Here is a 16,761-nt window from a genome sequence, read left to right on the forward strand (position 1 = left end):
GTCGCCGTCTGGCAGATAAGAAGTCGGAATGACCGTATTATATAACATAAATACCTTATCTAAGTCAATCAAGGTTGGTCTTGTAAAAGGATTACGAGCTAGATCCGGCTCTTCTATCATAAAGTTCTTGACCAAACGTCTGGTCAAGAGGGCTGGTTTGAAGGTCTGATTTTTAACCAACTCTTTGTTTTTAGTCATGCTGTTGTCAATACAGATATACATATGATTCTTCACAGCCAAATCGCTACTAATAGTCGGAAAAGGCAAATAAAGAGCTACAACATCTCCTCTCTTAATCAAGCAAGAGCACCCCCTTTTCTCCTAATGTAACATAGACAGGATTGACCAAGTCTTCTGATTGACTCAGTGCTTCCAAAGTTTGAGTTTGGCGCGCTGTCAATTTAGTAGCATCTTGTCTCTTCAATACAAAATGCTTGTCGCCAATTACCTTGACACTATAATCCTTCTCCAAAGCTGACTGGTAAATCCACATCAGATCTTGTCTGTCCTGAGAACTCAAGAGAGAAGGATGTTCAAGCCTCCCGACAGTCTGATAAAAATCAAAAACAGGAGCTAACTCCTGCCAATCTGACTGGCTAGTTGTCAAGGCTAGAAAAAGAGCTTTGCGAGCTGATACTTCTTGATTAGCCTTGAGAGTCCCTTTTCCCTCCAAGTTTTTTAGAAAGTGGGAAACTCCAGAAAGCAAATCTTTCTCTAACTGCGAGAAATAAAAACCTTGCCTTCCCAGACACAAGTCTCTCAAGTCGCTTTCTCTAGCAAATAAGAGTTCAAACAGTTGATAATAAAAGAAAAATATCTGGCACTGGGTCGCGCTCATCTCTTCTTTATCGGCTTCTTTTTTCAACCAGAGCAAGGGCAATAGGTAGCTGGATTGAGACATTTCCTCCACCTCCTACTCTTTTTTCTCTGGAGCATCTGCACTAGCTGCCACTTCTTTTGACTGGATACTTTCCCACTGGTTGATTTCCTCTGAGATAAGACCTTCGCATGTCTTGACAAATAGGGCAAAAGCCTTGGTTTTTCCTGCATATTTCTCCGTTTGGCATTGATAGAGGAATTTTTCTCTCTCCAGGAGTTGCGCAGTCTTTTGGTAAGAAATCCAGTGTTCCTTGGCATTATACAAATTGAGAATCCCCTCACACAGCAAGCCTAGACTGGATAAGGCAACCGAAATCAAACGGTAGCGATCACCTGGCATAGGAATAGCACAAAAAACAGCTATGAGAAAACCTGCCACGATTTCTGTTATTTTTAATACCTTATAGCGTCTACGATGTTGAACGCTTTTCTTTAAAAAATAAGCTATCTGTACATCCAATCGATCTGTCAGATACATTTCTTCTGGCGTCATGTTCGTAACCCCTTTTATCTATTCATTCTATTCAAAAAACTAGGATAACTGTCTAGTAGGTTTAGCAAATATTAATAATGTTGTCATGTTATTTTGGAAAGGAAGTCTCATGTTTATATCTAGTGGCAAAATATCGCTTCTCCTACTAGCAAAATTCACCTGATTTAATCATTATATCATAATCGGGACAAAAAAACTTACTTACTTACTTACTTACTTACTTACTTACTTACCTTACCTTACTTACTTACTTACTTACTTACTCACTTACTTACTTACTCTATGGTAGCTGATTTTATCAATGATGGCAAGCTCTGTATCTTAAAATGTCAGAATTATTAATTTTTTATTACATGCTTGTTTTTGCCATCATGAGAAGGGAGCGTTTGATTTTTTATAGCATAATAAAGTAGTAACTGAATAAAATTAGTTGAGAAATTCAAACTAATTTTTAACAATATTTTAGAAAACAAGGTCTACTATTCTAGCTTCAGTTTGCTGTATCATTCTTATTATGATTCTATCTCTGTTAAATCAAAGTTAAAATCTCCTATTTAGGTAGAGGAAGCTATCCTCTATCGGACAAAATCCATCATCTCCTCCAAGAACTGAAGACCAGCACTGAAAATCCAGAACAAGTCCAAAAACTCAAGGAAGCCTATGATAAATTCAACGAAGCATTGGGGCAATCAGAAAATGGGCTTGTCAATCAGGAGGTCTTTAATGCTGCACTTGAGGAGTATAAAAAGGCTGCTCATCTAAAGAAAGATGCAGAGGAAACTGGAGGAACCAGGAATCGTAGAAGTGTTTCCGGTCTTGTTTATGGGTTTGCTACAGGAAGTACCGGGAACGAAAAAAGCTCTAGGGATGATTCAGGAAGAGAAAGAGACACTCGTAATTTATATAACGGTCAAAACTTAAACGAGATACCTTTAAAATATATTGCTACTGTAGAAACTGGAACTATTAGAAATATTTCTTTATCAGGGTTCCCAACGGTGGGTAAGGACGGTAAAACTTGGGCTACACTCAAAACAAGAATTGATAGTAATGGAAAACGAGCTGTTTTAACTATTACCGGTCAGTCTCCTAAAAATCTCTATGGGCTATACAATACAACCTTAACAGTAACTGAAGGAAGCGGTCACGTGTCTAGTAAGATTCAAGAGGTTCTGTATCAACTACCAAAACCAGAATTTGATGAATCTCCACTAAATCCAGGAAAGACTGCTCAACAAGATGTAGAGGGAAAAGCAGGAGAAAAACCTATAGTTAAGGGGAAAATTCCTACTCCACCAAATGGATTCTCTAGTTCTAATATTCCGCAAGGCTCTCAATTGAAAATGTATTTGGTTCAAGGTGGACATAATGAAAATTTTGGTGGAATTGAAACCTCAGCAGAAGGTTATGACATCGTTGCATGGGGGCTAGTAGGAGCAGATGGAACATCAGTATTATATCCGACTCAGTATAAAAAGCAATCCATAGGCGATAAACCGCTACGTCTTATCGTGGCTTATGTTCAACAAGGAACAGATCGAGTACTAAATAAGGACTTAGTTTCGCCTCTGTCTAGGGATTCCATTACACCGACATATCCGCTGGATAGGGATGGGGCTAAATCAACAAATAAATGAGCCGGAAGCTAGATAAAACTCAATTTTATACTCATTTATAGTAAATCGTAACCGCCCAATAACGAAGTATATTGAAAAATCTCCAGACTAGAGAACTCACTGACGGTTCCTAATCTGGAGATTTTTTATTTGTACTTTTCTTGTATAATAGATTGAAATAGGATACGAACACATTAATTTGACTTCCCCAATTGATTCGCCTAATTCCTATTTCATTTTGATGTAACTATTTTTATCGAGACTATAACTCACATACAAAATCTTTAATTTTCGTTTTTAAGAATTTCTTCTAATTTATGGTAGTCTTGGATACTATCGATCTCATAGATGCTATTGCCTTCTAATTCTTCAACATAGACATCTAGCTCTTTGATATTATCCTTAACCATATTGTCCCAATATAAATCGACAAATTCACCACTTGCATAGGCCTTGTCGATAAAGCTAACAATCTTTTCTGCTGTTGGAGCATCCCAAAAGGATACACCACTAAGGATGCGACCTGCCTTGCTATCAACAATAATGTCTTGAACTTTGTAGTCGTCTCCATAGACCAAGAACCATTCATTAGTACAATCCTCACGATAGACACTAAAATACGTAGAACGTGTCAAATCATTGCGGAACATATTTTTAAAGAGATAATTATCGGCATCGATAACATAGCTGTTGGCTAATTCTTCTTTTACAAGATAGAGAGAGTAAAAGTTATTGTAGTCAGCGTATTTATCATTGAAAACGAGGCGAACTCCGTATTTCTCTTTTAAATAATCGAATTGTTCTTTAAGATAACCAACAATGATGATGATGTCATTAATTCCTTTTTCTTTGAGAAACTCAATTTGGTATTCAATCAAGGGTTTTTGATTAACCTGAACCAAGGCTTTAGGGGTATTTTCAGTCATAGGACGCAAGCGAGTTCCCAATCCCGCGGCTAAGATAATGGCTTTCACACGAATCTCCTTTATTCTTTAATAATAATATAAACTCCAGCAATGACGACAAGTGACGTCATAATGGTCAGCATATCTAGCGGTGCACCCAAGAAAACAACTGCAAACAAGACAGTCCAAACTACATAACTCACGTTCAAGCCTGTAGCCTTGGCTGGTTGCAAGCGATTGATAGCGATATAATAAGCCAAGTAGGAAATCATATCAAAGGCTGCAAAGACAATCATGAGACCTAGCAATTGTCCATTGGCCACTTCTGCAAATGACTGATGAGAGAAGAGCACAATCACAAGATAGGACAAGAATGAAGTTACTTGACGGATTAAGAGGGCTTCGATTTCACTCAATTCACTTTCCATAGCAAAAGAGCTTAGAACACTCTCACTTCCCCATGCAATGGCACAAACTAAAGCACAGAGAATCCCAATGTAGAAGGAATTGACCTGTTCAACCTTATAGGTCTGAGCAATAATCCCTCCAATAATCAAGACAATCCCAAATACAGTATTTTTCGAAATCTTGTGCTTCAAAAAGAAGAAAGCCAATAAAACTGAAATCGCAGGATAAATAGCCGATACAGATGAAGCTAAGGAACTTCCGATATACTTAACCGCATAAAGATTGGCCTGCATACCGATAGGACCAGCTAGCAAGGCTCCGATGATAACACTCACATTGCGAATATTTAAGAAAATTGAGAGACGAACTTTTCCTTCTTTTACCAAAAGAAAAGCTAGTAAGATAAAGATACTCAAGAAATCGTGAGCAGCAGCCACCACAAAGGGCGACAAATCTGTAAAAATCGAAAAGATATAAGCACTAATCGTTAGACCTAATCCCCAGAAAACACCTGAGAGTAGAGCAAAAGAAACTCCATTTTTATTTTTCATCTGAACCTCCATAATATGACAAACCTTTAATAGCTCTTTGGTAACGGCTCACACCATAATCACCAAAATTTGCACCTTGCTCTTCTTTGTAAACTGTCCATAAACTCCAAATAGCGTCTTGTAAAATTTTATAAATGGCAATCTTTTCACGAGAGACAGGTGTTTGCTCACTCTCATAGCGAGACAAGAAGTCTTCTTCCTCTTGACGAGTGAATTCAGACTCTAAAAAGAGGGCAGCCAAATCCCACATTGGATCGTTCATTGATGAATATTCCCAGTCAATCAGATAAAGTCGTCCTTGAGGTGATTCGATAAAGTTTTCAGGCACCAAATCGATATGACAAGATTTTCTGTCAACACCTAAGTCAGCCAGTCTTTTCTCTAAGGAGAAGACTTCTTCTCGAACAGCTTCATAGTTGGCATAAGGGATTTTTTCCTCAATCAAAGATTCGTATTTTTTGATTTCTTCAAAAGGAGCAAATTCTCCTCTTAATTCCTTGCCAGAAGCATGAATAGTTCGTAATATTGGAGCAATTTTATCAAATTTGGTCTTGATTGTAGTTGAATCAAGCGTAATCGCAGATTCGATATACTCATTTACTTTGATACCAGCTTCAATATCAAAAAGATAATTTTTTACATCTAAATCTAAATCCTTTAGTAGTTCAAGATTATACTTTTCATCTTGACGATTGATCAGCTTTTCTGTCCCTTTACCAAAGAACTTAACGATGTACTGCTTATTTGTTGTTTTGACCAAATAGTTTTGATTGGTCATACCTCCCAGTTGTTCAACACTGAGGACTTCCTCTTCTTGACTAAGTAGGGAAGAAATTTTTTCTTTAATGATTTTCTCCACAATTAACCTCCAGCACTTATACTTCCCACTTAAACACAGTTTTAAAGGCTGTGTTTAAATCGGTTGCAAAGACACGGTGAATATCTTTAATTTCTCTCACAGGTTCTTCTAGATAAAGGATATTTTTAAGACGATTGGCAAATTTCTTGACTTCCATCATTTGGATTGCATTTTCAAAATCGATGCGACCAGAACGAGAAGATCCAACTAAGAGCAAGCCTTTTTCTAAAGCATCGCGTGTATTGAGATTGACTTTATATTCGCTAACGCCCATCATGAGAATCGTTCCCTGAGGACGAATATAGCGAATCAAGTCATTAATAGCTGGTCCAGTACCATCACCACCACAACACTCAAAAGCATGGTCAAAGGCCAAATCTTCGGGAATATTATCAGTGATATAGCATTCTTTGGCAAAAGAGAAAAGTTCCAATTTTTCCCAATGACGACCAATAACCACAATCTCTGCTTCTGGCAAAGTATAGTTGATAATATTGGCAACCACAAATGCTAAACTTCCATCTCCGATAACGGCGATTCGGTCCCGCTTGCTATGAGCAAGGGTCAATAGACGATTCATAGCGTGCATGCCAACACTGACAAACTCTGTAATGGCTGCAACCGTATCTTCGATAGCATCATAAGCCACCACACGATCTTTAGGGAGAGAAACAAATTCTCTCATAAAGCCATCAAAGCCACTAGACAAGAAATGGGTCCCTGTCATGTAGTTCTCATAGAATTCTTCATCGCTCTGCATAGGAGGCTGATTAGGAATCATGACAACTTTTTGACCAACCTCATAGGTTCCCGTAGGGTCAGAAATAACGGTTCCACATGACTCGTGAATCATTGCCATTGGAAGCTTTTTATTCAAAATCTTGGGATCACGTTTTCCTTGGTAGTAACGCTGATCCGCATGACAGACCGCCATATAATTAGGGCGGATGAGGATATGATTCTCTTGGTCAATAGCCTCTTCCTGATATTTGACATTGATAAACTTAGGCTTAGTTAGTTGATAAATTTGATTAATCATTTTACTAGTCTTTCTCAATCATACTTTTTGCAATCTTCAAATCTGTTACGGTTGTAATCTTCAGATTTGAATATTCACCCTTGGCCAAGGCTACATCTTTTCCTTTGATCACAAAGATTTTACATGCATCTGTCAAAATTTCCTTCTCTTCATCAGAAAGAGATCCATAAAGGTCCATGAAGTCCTTGCAACGGAATGTTTGAGGTGTTTGCCCTTGATAAAGGTGAGCACGATTTGGAATATCTGTAATAAATTGACCATTAGTACTTTCAACGATAGTATCAACCGCTTCTACCACTGTGTCCACTGCATCATGATCTTGACAAAGTTTGATATTATCCTGAATCATGCGAAGCGTAATAAATGGGCGAACAGAATCGTGGGTAACAACGATATCCTCTGGAGTAAGCGGACGATAAGCATCAATGGCTTCAATGATTTTCTCAATACTTGTATTGCGGTCAGCACCACCCTTTGTAATGATGATACGATCCTTATGAAGAGGTAGATATTTATCTACAAGATCCTCTGCATGGGAAACCCAGTCTCCATGAACCCCAACCACAATTTTTTCAATACTTGGTTCCAAGACAAATTTTTCAATTGTATGAATCAAAATAGGTCGATCACCTAGCTCTAAAAATTGTTTTGGCAAGTTACTGATTCCCATGCGTGTGCCAGTTCCACCAGCAAGAATTCCTGCATAAATCATCTATTTTCTCCTTTGTCTTACTAAAAAAACTTATTCTCTCTATTATACCACAATCTAGTCCTATCATAAAAGAAATACTAGTCATCCCGTTCTAGAATAGGAGGATTAAGCAGTTCCATTATTCATAGAAATTAGTCCACTTCTAGTAATGACTAGGAATTCTGTAGTCATTACCAATAAATGGCTGTGAAATTTTAGAGTCCTTCAGAATAATATAATTTCCTTAAAGAAAACTTAAAATTAAGCTTTGAGACTTCAAAGTGATTACTTGACTTATACTCAATGAAAATCAAAAAGCAAACTAGGAAGCTAGCCGTAAGCTGTACTTGAGTACGGTAAGGCGACGCTGACGTGGTTTGAATTTGATTTTCGAAGAGTATTACTGCCCTTCATTTCTTATTAGCTGACTTTATGATATAATGAAAAACGAGGTAAATTGAATGAAAAGTATAAAATTAAATGCTCTATCTTATATGGGAATTCGTGTCTTGAATATTATTTTTCCCATCTTAACTGGTACCTACGTCGCGCGTGTCTTAGACCGAACTGACTATGGTTACTTCAACTCTGTCGACACAATTTTGTCATTTTTCTTACCCTTTGCAACTTATGGAGTCTATAACTACGGTTTACGGGCCATCAGTAATGTCAAGGATAACAAAAAAGATCTGAATAGAACCTTCTCCAGTCTTTTTTATTTGTGCATAGCTTGTACGATTTTGACCACCGCTGTCTATATCCTTGCCTATCCTCTCTTCTTTACAGATAATCCAATCGTCAAAAAAGTCTACCTTGTTATGGGGATTCAACTCATTGCCCAGATTTTTTCAATCGAATGGGTTAATGAAGCTCTGGAAAATTACAGTTTTCTTTTTTACAAGACTGCCTTCATCCGCATCCTGATGCTGGTCTCTATTTTCCTGTTTGTCAAAAATGAACATGATATTGTTGTCTATACACTTGTGATGAGTTTATCGACACTGATTAACTATCTGATTAGTTATTTTTGGATTAAAAGAGACATTAAGCTTGTTAAGATTCACATAAGTGATTTTAAACCGCTCTTTCTCCCTCTAACAGCCATGTTGGTCTTTGCCAATGCCAATATGCTCTTCACTTTTTTGGATCGCCTCTTCCTCGTTAAAACAGGGATTGATGTCAACGTTAGTTACTATACCATGGCTCAACGAATTGTGACCGTTATAGCTGGTGTTGTAACAGGAGCTATCGGAGTGAGTGTGCCTCGTCTCAGTTACTATTTGGGTAAAGGAGACAAAGAAGCCTATGTTTCTCTGGTTAACAGAGGAAGTCGAATCTTTAACTTCTTTATCATCCCACTCAGTTTTGGACTCATGGTTTTAGGACCAAATGCCATTCTACTTTACGGTAGTGAAAAATATATCGGAGGTGGTATCTTAACCTCTCTCTTCGCTTTTCGTACGATTATCCTGGCCTTAGATACCATTCTTGGTTCCCAAATTCTCTTTACAAATGGCTATGAAAAACGTATCACAGTTTACACAGTCTTTGCTGGGCTACTCAATTTGGGCTTAAATAGTCTCCTCTTTTTCAACCACATCGTGGCTCCTGAATCCTACTTACTGACAACTATGCTATCAGAGGCCTCTCTACTTGTTTTCTATATCATTTTCATCCATAGAAAACAACTCATCCACTTAGGACATATCTTTAGCTATACTGTTCGATACTCGCTCTTTTCACTTTCCTTTGTAGGAATTTATTTCCTGATTAATTTCTTGTATCCTGTGGATATGGTCATTAATTTGCCATTTTTGATTAATACTGGTTTGATTGTATTGCTATCAGCCATCTCTTATATTGGTCTACTTGCCTTCACCAAAGATAGCATTTTCTATGAATTTTTAAACCATGTCCTAGCCTTAAAAAATAAATTCAAAAGATCATAGGAGTTTAAAATGAAACAACTAACCATTGAAGATGCCAAACAGATTGAATTAGAAATTTTGGATTATATTGATACTCTCTGTAAAAAGCACAATATCAACTATATTATTAACTACGGAACTCTGATTGGGGCAGTTCGACATCAGGGCTTTATCCCTTGGGACGACGATATTGATTTATCCATGCCTCGAGAAGACTACCAACGATTTATAAACATTTTTCAAAAGGAAAAAAGTAAGTATAATCTCCTATCCTTAGAAACTGATAAAAACTACTTTAATAACTTTATCAAAATAACAGACAGTACAACTAAAATTATTGATACTCGGAATACAAAAACCTATGAGTCAGGTGTTTTTATCGATATTTTCCCTATGGATCGCTTTGATGATCCTAAGGTCATTGATACTTGTTATAAACTGGAAAGCTTCAAACTTCTATCTTTCAGTAAACACAAAAATATTGTCTATAAGGATAGCCTTTTAAAAGATTGGATACGAACAGCCTTTTGGTTGCTCCTTCGACCGGTTTCTCCTCGTTATTTTGCACATAAAATCGAGAAAGAAATTAAAAAATATAGCCGTGAGAATGGGCAGTATATGGCTTTTATCCCTTCTAAATTTAAGGAAAAGGAAGTCTTCCCAAGTGGTACTTTTGATAAAACAATCGATTTGCCCTTTGAAAATTTAAGCCTTCCAGCACCTGAAAAATTTGATACTATTTTGACACAATTTTATGGAGATTATATGACCCTACCACCAGAAGAAAAACGCTTCTACAGTCATGAATTTCACGCTTATAAATTGGAGGATTAGGATGCAGTATTTAGAAAAAAAAGAAATTAAAGAAATTCAACTAGCCCTGCTAGACTATATTGATGAGACTTGTAAGAAACATGATATTCCTTATTTTCTCAGTTATGGAACCATGCTTGGAGCTATCCGCCACAAAGGTATGATTCCTTGGGATGATGATATTGATATTTCCCTTTATCGTGAGGATTATGAGCGTTTACTTAAGATTATTGAAGCAGAAAATCACCCTCGCTACAAGGTTCTTTCCTACGATACATCTTCTTGGTACTTCCATAATTTCGCATCGATTTTGGACACTTCTACTGTTATAGAAGACCATGTTAAGTACAAGCGTCATGATACCAGCCTTTTCATCGATGTCTTCCCAATTGATCGATTTACAGACTTGAGCATTGTCGACAAGAGTTATAAGTATGTAGCCCTTCGTCAACTAGCTTATATAAAAAAATCACGCGCAGTTCACGGTGATAGCAAATTAAAAGATTTTCTAAGATTATGTAGCTGGTACGCCCTCCGATTGGTCAATCCCCGTTACTTTTACAAGAAAATTGATCAGCTAGTCAAAAATGCTGCAACCAGCACTCCTCAATATGAAGGAGGAGTTGGGATCGGTAAGGAAGGAATGAAAGAAGTCTTCCCAGTTGATACCTTTAAAGAACTCATCTTAACTGAGTTTGAAGGTCGTATGTTACCAGTTCCAAAAAAATATGACCAATTTTTAACTCAGATGTATGGGGATTATATGACACCACCATCAAAGGAAATGCAAGAGTGGTATAGTCACAGTATTAAAGCTTATCGCAAAAACTGATTAATCAGTAGTTTACAAGAAAAAATATAACAAAAAAGAGAAGATCGTTACACCTTCTCTTTTTTCTATTTAAATCGCTTCTGTGACAAAACTACGGCTTTCAAGTACCTTAAGCATGGCATTAGCTGTATCTAGGGCTGTGAAGAGGGGCACCCCGTGTTCAATGGCTGAACGACGGATTTGCTCTCCATCTTCGTCAGCAGTTCGTTTGGTTCCTACTGTGTTAATGATAGCTTGGATTCTTCCTTTGCGAACAAAGCTTGGGATATCCTGATCATCATCACCAATCTTACCAACAGGTTGGGCTTGCAATCCATGACTAGCAAAGAAGGCTGCTGTCCCTTCTGTCGCGAGGATTCCATAGCCAATATTTTGGAAACGACGAGCCAAGTCCAAGGCCTCTTCTTTGGCATCATCAGCGATGGTAAATACAACGTTACCAAAAGTTGGTAAGTGGAGGTAAGAAGCTTCAAAGGCCTTATAGAGAGCTTTTTCCAAAGTCGTATCAGAACCCATAACTTCCCCTGTTGACTTCATTTCAGGACCAAGTAAGCTGTCTACCTTAGCTAGTTTCGTGAAGGAGAAGACAGGTGCCTTGATATGAACGCGAGTGCTTTCAGGGTAAAGACCATCTTGGTAGCCAAGTTCTGATAAACTTTGCCCAAGAATGAGCTTGGTCGCTACTTGAGCCATAGGAATATTGGTTACCTTAGAAAGGAATGGAACTGTACGGCTGGCACGCGGATTGACCTCAATAACGTAGACTTTTTCATCCTTGATGACAAACTGAATGTTCATCATACCAAGACAGTTAAGGCCGATTGCTAGGCGTTTCGTATAGTCTGCGATGGTTTCTTGCACCTTTTGCGACAAGGTTTGTGGTGGGTAAACGGCCATTGAGTCACCTGAGTGGACACCGGCACGTTCGATATGCTCCATGATACCAGGGATGAGGACATTTTCTCCGTCTGAAATGGCATCAACTTCGCACTCTTGTCCAACGATATAAGAGTCTACAAGGACTGGATGGTCAGGACTAGCCTTAACCGCTGTACGCATGTAAGAACGAAGATCTGCTTCATTTTCTACGATTTCCATAGCACGTCCACCTAAAACATAAGATGGGCGAACTAAGACTGGGAAGCCAATCTTGCGAGCTGCAAGCACTGCTTCTTCTTCATTGGTAGCCGTTTGTCCTGGTGGCTGTGGAATACCCAGGTCTTTTAGAGCTTGCTCGAAGAGATCACGGTCTTCGGCACGGTCTAGGTCAGGAACCTGTGTACCAAGGATGGTCACACCTGCTTTTGCCAATGGCTCCGCAAGGTTGATAGCTGTTTGACCACCGAACTGAACGATAACCCCTTTTGGTTGCTCCAAGTCAATGACGTTCATAACATCTTCGAATGTCAATGGCTCAAAGTAAAGCTTATCTGATACAGAGAAGTCTGTAGAAACGGTCTCTGGGTTTGAGTTCATGATGATAGCTTCATAGCCAGCAGCCTGGATAGCCTTAACCGAGTGAACAGTTGCGTAGTCAAACTCAACCCCTTGACCGATACGGATTGGACCAGAACCTAGGACTAGTACAGATTCCTTATCAGATCTGATAGATTCATTTTCCCATCCATAGGTTGAATAGAAGTATGGTGTTTCAGAGTCAAATTCTGCCGCACAAGTATCTACCATCTTGTAGACTGGGACAATCTTGTTTTCCAAACGAAGCTGACGGACTTGGTCTGCAGTCGTTTCCCATAGTTCAGCAATCTTACGGTCTGAAAATCCATTCAATTTTGCAGTTTTCAAAACTTCAAGATCTTGTGGATGGGCACCCAACTCCTGCTCAATTTCAAAGATATGTAGGAGTTTATCGAGATAAAAGATATCGATTTTTGTAAGTTCTGCAATTTCTTCTGGTGTGTAACCACGGCGAATAGCTTCTGACACATAGAAGAGACGGTCATCTTGGGCCTTAACAACCTTTTCAATCAAGGCATCATCAGAAACTGCTGCAAGCTCAGGCATTTCATTGTGGTGCACACCAATTTCAAGAGAACGACAAGCTTTAAGGAGAGATTCCTCGATGTTACGACCGATTGCCATGACTTCTCCAGTCGCCTTCATCTGGGTACCAAGACGGCGCTCACCTTTTTCAAACTTATCAAATGGGAAACGAGGAATCTTAGCAACCACGTAGTCAAGGGCAGGCTCAAACATGGCATAGGTTGAACCTGTAACTGGGTTGATAACCTCATCCAAGGTCAAGCCAACTGCAATCTTAGCAGCCAACTTAGCAATCGGATATCCTGTCGCCTTAGAAGCAAGGGCTGACGAACGCGATACACGGGGGTTTACTTCGATAACATAATACTTAAAGCTATGTGGATCAAGGGCCAGCTGAACGTTACATCCACCTTCAATCTTAAGGGCACGAATGATGCTCAAGCTTGCGTCACGAAGCATTTGGTTTTCATAGTCTGACATGGTTTGCGCAGGGGCAAATACGATGGAATCCCCTGTGTGAATCCCAACTGGGTCAAAGTTTTCCATGTTACAAACAACCAAAGCATTGTCAGCTGAGTCACGCATGACTTCGTACTCGATTTCCTTGAAACCAGCAATGGAACGTTCAATCAAACACTGGGTAACAGGTGACAATTTCAAACCATTTTCAGCGATTTCACGCAATTCTTCCTCGTTGGCACACATACCACCACCAGTACCACCAAGTGTAAAGGCTGGACGGACGATGACTGGGTAGTCAATTGTTGCTGCAAAGGCAACAGCTTCTTCGACTGTGTTGACAATTTCAGATTCTGGAATTGGTTGGTTGAGCTCTTCCATCAATTGTTTAAAGAGGTCACGGTCCTCCGCTTGATCAATGGCAGATAGTTTAGTACCCAGAAGTTCAACACCAAGCTCATCTAGGATACCATTTTTAGACAATTCCATGGCCATATTAAGACCAGTTTGCCCACCAAGGGTTGGTAGCAAGGCATCTGGACGTTCCTTACGAAGAATACGCGTTACAAACTCAAGTGTAATCGGTTCAATATAAACCTTGTCCGCAATTTCCTTATCCGTCATGATGGTTGCAGGGTTTGAGTTAACCAAGACAACCTCATAACCTTCCTCTTTCAACGACAAGCAAGCCTGGGTCCCAGCGTAGTCAAACTCAGCAGCCTGACCAATAATAATCGGACCAGAACCAATCACCATAATTTTTTGAATATCAGTACGTTTAGGCATTTATAAGATATTAAGGGCGTCAAGCGGACAAAGCTAAAATAGGAGTTATGACGAAAAACTATCAGTTCTAGGAATAACTATCTTTTTAGCACCGTCCGTAGCCCGTATTCAGTTCAGCAAATACGGACCACCCTTCTCCTTTCTATTCGGCAACTCTCAGGTTGCCATTAAATAAATTCTCCGACGATTTTTTAGCGAAACGATACTTTTCGGTAAAAAATCTAGTGCAGGGAGTTTTTAGTTCGCCTGATAGCGACTAAAAGAAACGACCTGCCTTTATATTCGTCGCCTCACAGAGCGACATTAAATAAGATACAAAGGACGAATAGAGAGCGATTGAATTTTAGGAAACCAAGGAAGGATTGACAATCCAAGTTGGTTTCTCTAAATTCCGAGCTTTCCGTCCGTGTTCAGTTACATAAATTCTCCGACGAGCTTTTACTCGTTCTTAGTTTGATTGTTTAAAAGCTTCCATCATCTCGATAAACTCGTCAAATAGGTAGCTTGCGTCGTGTGGACCAGGGGCTGCATCTGGATGGTATTGAACAGAGAAAGCAGGTTGATATCTGTGGCGCACACCTTCCACTGACTTGTCATTGATTTCTTCGTGGGTGATAATCAAGTGTTCTGGCAAATCCTCACGGCTGACTGCATAACCATGGTTTTGGCTGGTAAAATCTACGCGTCCTGTAGCAATCTCCCGTACCGCATGGTTAAAGCCACGATGACCAAACTTCATCTTATAGGTCTTAGCCCCGTTTGCCATAGCAAAGAGTTGGTGCCCCATACAAATACCAAAGATTGGAATTTTTCCTTGCACACCACGAATCATATCTAGTGCAGCCGGAACATCTTCTGGGTTCCCAGGACCATTTGACAACATCACTCCGTCAGGATTAAGATGAAGAATTTCTTCTGCAGTTGTCGTGTATGGAACCACGGTCACATTACAGTTGCGCTTAGAAAGTTCACGTAAGATTGAGTGCTTGAGACCAAAGTCCACTAACACCACGCTCAAACCAACTCCTGGAGCTGGATAAGATGTTTTAGTAGAAACCTGCTTAATATTGTCTGTCGGCAATACTGTTGCTTGGAGCTGGTCAGTCACATGGTCCATGCTGTCCCCAACATGGGTCAAGGTTGCACGCATGGTACCATGCTTACGAATAATCTTGGTAAGTGCACGCGTATCAATCCCTGAAACACCAGGAATTTTCTTGGCTTTCAAAAATTCATCCAAGGTCATTTGATTACGCCAGTTACTTGCTCTACGCGCTTCTTCGAAAACAACAACTCCCTTACAAGTTGGAATAATGGATTCATAATCATCACGGTTAATTCCATAATTTCCTACCAAAGGATAAGTAAAGGTCAAGATTTGTCCATTATAAGACTGGTCTGTAATGGATTCTTGGTAGCCGGTCATCCCTGTATTAAAGACGATTTCGCCTGTTACATCAATATCTGCTCCGAAGGCCTTGCCTTCAAAAACTGTGCCATCTTCTAATACTAGAAGTCTTTTTGTCATATTTTCACCTCTCGTGGACGCTCACTGGCGTCTTTTAACGTCTTGTGTTTTAGTTGGCGTTTCTACTCGCCAGTACGGATTCTAAGATTGCCATTCGAACAAAAACACCATTGGTCATTTGTTGGACAATCCGTGATTTTGGTGCTTCAACCAAGTGGTCTGCGATTTCTACATCACGATTGACTGGAGCTGGGTGCATAAGGATTGCTGTTTCTTTCAAGCGCTCGTAACGTTCTTGTGTTAAGCCATGTTGGGCATGGTAGTCTTCTTTTGAAAAGACTGCACCACTATCATGGCGTTCATGTTGCACACGGAGAAACATCATGACATCCACCTGATCAATGATTTCATCAATAGTTACAAACTGTCCATAGTCTGCAAACTCTTGACTTCTCCATTCCTCAGGTCCAGCAAAATAAAGTTCTGCACCTAAGCGTTTCAAAATCTGCATATTGGATTTGGCAACGCGTGAATGGTCCAAGTCACCTGCAATAGCGACCTTGAGCCCCTCAAAGTGACCAAATTCCTCATAAATAGTCATCAAATCAAGCAAGCTCTGGCTAGGGTGTTGGCCCGAACCATCTCCACCATTGATGATGGAAGTCGTAATCGTGGGACTAGCAATTAACTCTCTGTAGTAGTCAACCTCTGGGTGACGAATCACACAGACGTCAACTCCTAAAGCAGACAAAGTCAAAATGGTATCATAAAGTGTTTCACCCTTATTGACTGAACTAGTCTTCACATCAAAGTCAAGTCGTTCCAATCCCAGTTTAATCTCTGCCACTTCAAAGGACTTATGCGTCCGTGTAGAATCCTCAAAGAAAAGATTGGAGACAATTGAATGGTCTTCATAGGGAAGCTGAGCTCCATTTTTAAACTCAATTCCTCGCTTGATCAATTTCATCACTTGATCGACAGTGAGGTCTTCCATGGACACCACATGGTTCAATGCTTGTTGATTTTCTGACAT

General features: G+C 39.5%; 14 protein-coding genes and 1 pseudogene. 4 read left to right on the top strand and 11 right to left on the bottom strand.

Annotated elements, in window-relative coordinates; genetic code table 11:
• From OC530_RS04765 to OC530_RS04775, 3 genes and pseudogenes are all read right to left on the bottom strand, one after another.
• Positions 1-222: pseudogene (locus tag OC530_RS04765) on the bottom strand (hypothetical protein); the annotation flags it as partial.
• Positions 223-292: 70 nt separating this feature from the next.
• On the bottom strand, positions 293-901 hold the full coding sequence (locus OC530_RS04770; RefSeq protein WP_262080063.1) for a hypothetical protein: 609 nt from the start codon (positions 899-901) through the stop codon (positions 293-295).
• Positions 902-913: 12 nt separating this feature from the next.
• Positions 914-1,372 carry a DUF4231 domain-containing protein gene (locus tag OC530_RS04775; protein ID WP_173261663.1) on the bottom strand — a complete coding sequence of 153 codons (459 nt, stop codon included), beginning with the start codon at positions 1,370-1,372 and terminating at the stop codon, positions 914-916.
• A gap of 680 nt (positions 1,373-2,052) precedes the next feature.
• Here OC530_RS04775 and OC530_RS04780 point away from each other — a divergent pair.
• Positions 2,053-3,009, top strand: coding sequence for a hypothetical protein (locus OC530_RS04780; RefSeq protein WP_262080066.1), 957 nt, complete (start codon positions 2,053-2,055; stop codon positions 3,007-3,009).
• Between the two features lie 263 nt (positions 3,010-3,272).
• On the opposite strand, the gene OC530_RS04785 is transcribed toward OC530_RS04780, so the two are convergent.
• From OC530_RS04785 to OC530_RS04805, 5 genes are read right to left on the bottom strand one after another with little or no spacing between them, the layout of a single operon-like run.
• Positions 3,273-3,962 carry a sugar phosphate nucleotidyltransferase gene (locus OC530_RS04785; RefSeq protein ID WP_262080068.1) on the bottom strand — a complete coding sequence of 230 codons (690 nt, stop codon included), beginning with the start codon at positions 3,960-3,962 and terminating at the stop codon, positions 3,273-3,275.
• A gap of 11 nt (positions 3,963-3,973) precedes the next feature.
• A complete protein-coding gene (locus OC530_RS04790) occupies positions 3,974-4,852 on the bottom strand; it encodes a DMT family transporter (RefSeq protein WP_262080070.1) in 879 nt (292 codons plus the stop codon).
• Positions 4,842-5,711 (bottom strand): phosphotransferase family protein, encoded by an 870-nt coding sequence (locus OC530_RS04795; protein WP_261090814.1) that lies wholly within the window; start codon positions 5,709-5,711, stop codon positions 4,842-4,844. The genes OC530_RS04790 and OC530_RS04795 overlap by 11 nt, the downstream gene beginning before the upstream one ends.
• A gap of 16 nt (positions 5,712-5,727) precedes the next feature.
• Entirely contained in the window at positions 5,728-6,750 is a 1,023-nt protein-coding gene (locus OC530_RS04800) for a ribitol-5-phosphate dehydrogenase (protein ID WP_000609877.1), read from the bottom strand.
• 4 nt (positions 6,751-6,754) lie between these two features.
• Entirely contained in the window at positions 6,755-7,462 is a 708-nt protein-coding gene (locus tag OC530_RS04805; RefSeq protein ID WP_262080073.1) for a 2-C-methyl-D-erythritol 4-phosphate cytidylyltransferase, read from the bottom strand.
• A gap of 440 nt (positions 7,463-7,902) precedes the next feature.
• On the opposite strand from OC530_RS04805, the gene tacF reads away from it, so the two are divergent.
• The 3 genes from tacF to OC530_RS04820 are packed head-to-tail and all read left to right on the top strand — an operon-like array spanning position 7,903 to position 11,014.
• Positions 7,903-9,390 (top strand): type IV teichoic acid flippase TacF, encoded by a 1,488-nt coding sequence (tacF, locus tag OC530_RS04810; RefSeq protein ID WP_000835911.1) that lies wholly within the window; start codon positions 7,903-7,905, stop codon positions 9,388-9,390.
• A 9-nt stretch (positions 9,391-9,399) separates the two neighbouring features.
• Entirely contained in the window at positions 9,400-10,203 is an 804-nt protein-coding gene (locus tag OC530_RS04815; RefSeq protein ID WP_262080076.1) for a phosphorylcholine transferase LicD, read from the top strand.
• Between the two features lies 1 nt (position 10,204).
• Positions 10,205-11,014, top strand: coding sequence for a phosphorylcholine transferase LicD (locus tag OC530_RS04820; RefSeq protein ID WP_173249670.1), 810 nt, complete (start codon positions 10,205-10,207; stop codon positions 11,012-11,014).
• A 69-nt stretch (positions 11,015-11,083) separates the two neighbouring features.
• Here the strand turns inward: OC530_RS04820 and carB are convergent, their stop codons facing one another.
• The 3 genes from carB to OC530_RS04835 all read right to left on the bottom strand — a co-directional run bounded on the left by carB (position 11,084) and on the right by OC530_RS04835 (position 16,761).
• Positions 11,084-14,260: a carbamoyl-phosphate synthase large subunit gene (carB, locus tag OC530_RS04825; protein WP_262080080.1), complete on the bottom strand. Its 3,177-nt coding sequence runs from the start codon at positions 14,258-14,260 to the stop codon at positions 11,084-11,086.
• Positions 14,261-14,708: 448 nt separating this feature from the next.
• Positions 14,709-15,788, bottom strand: coding sequence for a carbamoyl phosphate synthase small subunit (locus OC530_RS04830; RefSeq protein WP_262080082.1), 1,080 nt, complete (start codon positions 15,786-15,788; stop codon positions 14,709-14,711).
• Positions 15,789-15,837: 49 nt separating this feature from the next.
• Positions 15,838-16,761 (bottom strand): aspartate carbamoyltransferase catalytic subunit, encoded by a 924-nt coding sequence (locus OC530_RS04835; RefSeq protein WP_023942684.1) that lies wholly within the window; start codon positions 16,759-16,761, stop codon positions 15,838-15,840.

The organism is Streptococcus sp. Marseille-Q5619 (genome assembly GCF_946901205.1).
In the GTDB taxonomy this organism is placed as follows: Bacteria; Bacillota; Bacilli; order Lactobacillales; family Streptococcaceae; genus Streptococcus.

Excerpts from the sequence above, each read along its gene's own strand:
- OC530_RS04815 (WP_262080076.1), top strand. The coding sequence starts at position 9,400 with ATGAAACAACTAACCATTGAAGATGCCAAACAGATTGAATTAGAAATT.
- OC530_RS04835 (WP_023942684.1), bottom strand. The coding sequence starts at position 16,761 with ATGTCAGAAAATCAACAAGCATTGAACCATGTGGTGTCCATGGAAGAC.
- OC530_RS04775 (WP_173261663.1), bottom strand. The coding sequence starts at position 1,372 with ATGACGCCAGAAGAAATGTATCTGACAGATCGATTGGATGTACAGATA.
- tacF (WP_000835911.1), top strand. The coding sequence starts at position 7,903 with ATGAAAAGTATAAAATTAAATGCTCTATCTTATATGGGAATTCGTGTC.
- OC530_RS04770 (WP_262080063.1), bottom strand. The coding sequence starts at position 901 with ATGTCTCAATCCAGCTACCTATTGCCCTTGCTCTGGTTGAAAAAAGAA.
- OC530_RS04800 (WP_000609877.1), bottom strand. The coding sequence starts at position 6,750 with ATGATTAATCAAATTTATCAACTAACTAAGCCTAAGTTTATCAATGTC.
- carB (WP_262080080.1), bottom strand. The coding sequence starts at position 14,260 with ATGCCTAAACGTACTGATATTCAAAAAATTATGGTGATTGGTTCTGGT.
- OC530_RS04820 (WP_173249670.1), top strand. The coding sequence starts at position 10,205 with ATGCAGTATTTAGAAAAAAAAGAAATTAAAGAAATTCAACTAGCCCTG.
- OC530_RS04790 (WP_262080070.1), bottom strand. The coding sequence starts at position 4,852 with ATGAAAAATAAAAATGGAGTTTCTTTTGCTCTACTCTCAGGTGTTTTC.
- OC530_RS04830 (WP_262080082.1), bottom strand. The coding sequence starts at position 15,788 with ATGACAAAAAGACTTCTAGTATTAGAAGATGGCACAGTTTTTGAAGGC.
- OC530_RS04805 (WP_262080073.1), bottom strand. The coding sequence starts at position 7,462 with ATGATTTATGCAGGAATTCTTGCTGGTGGAACTGGCACACGCATGGGA.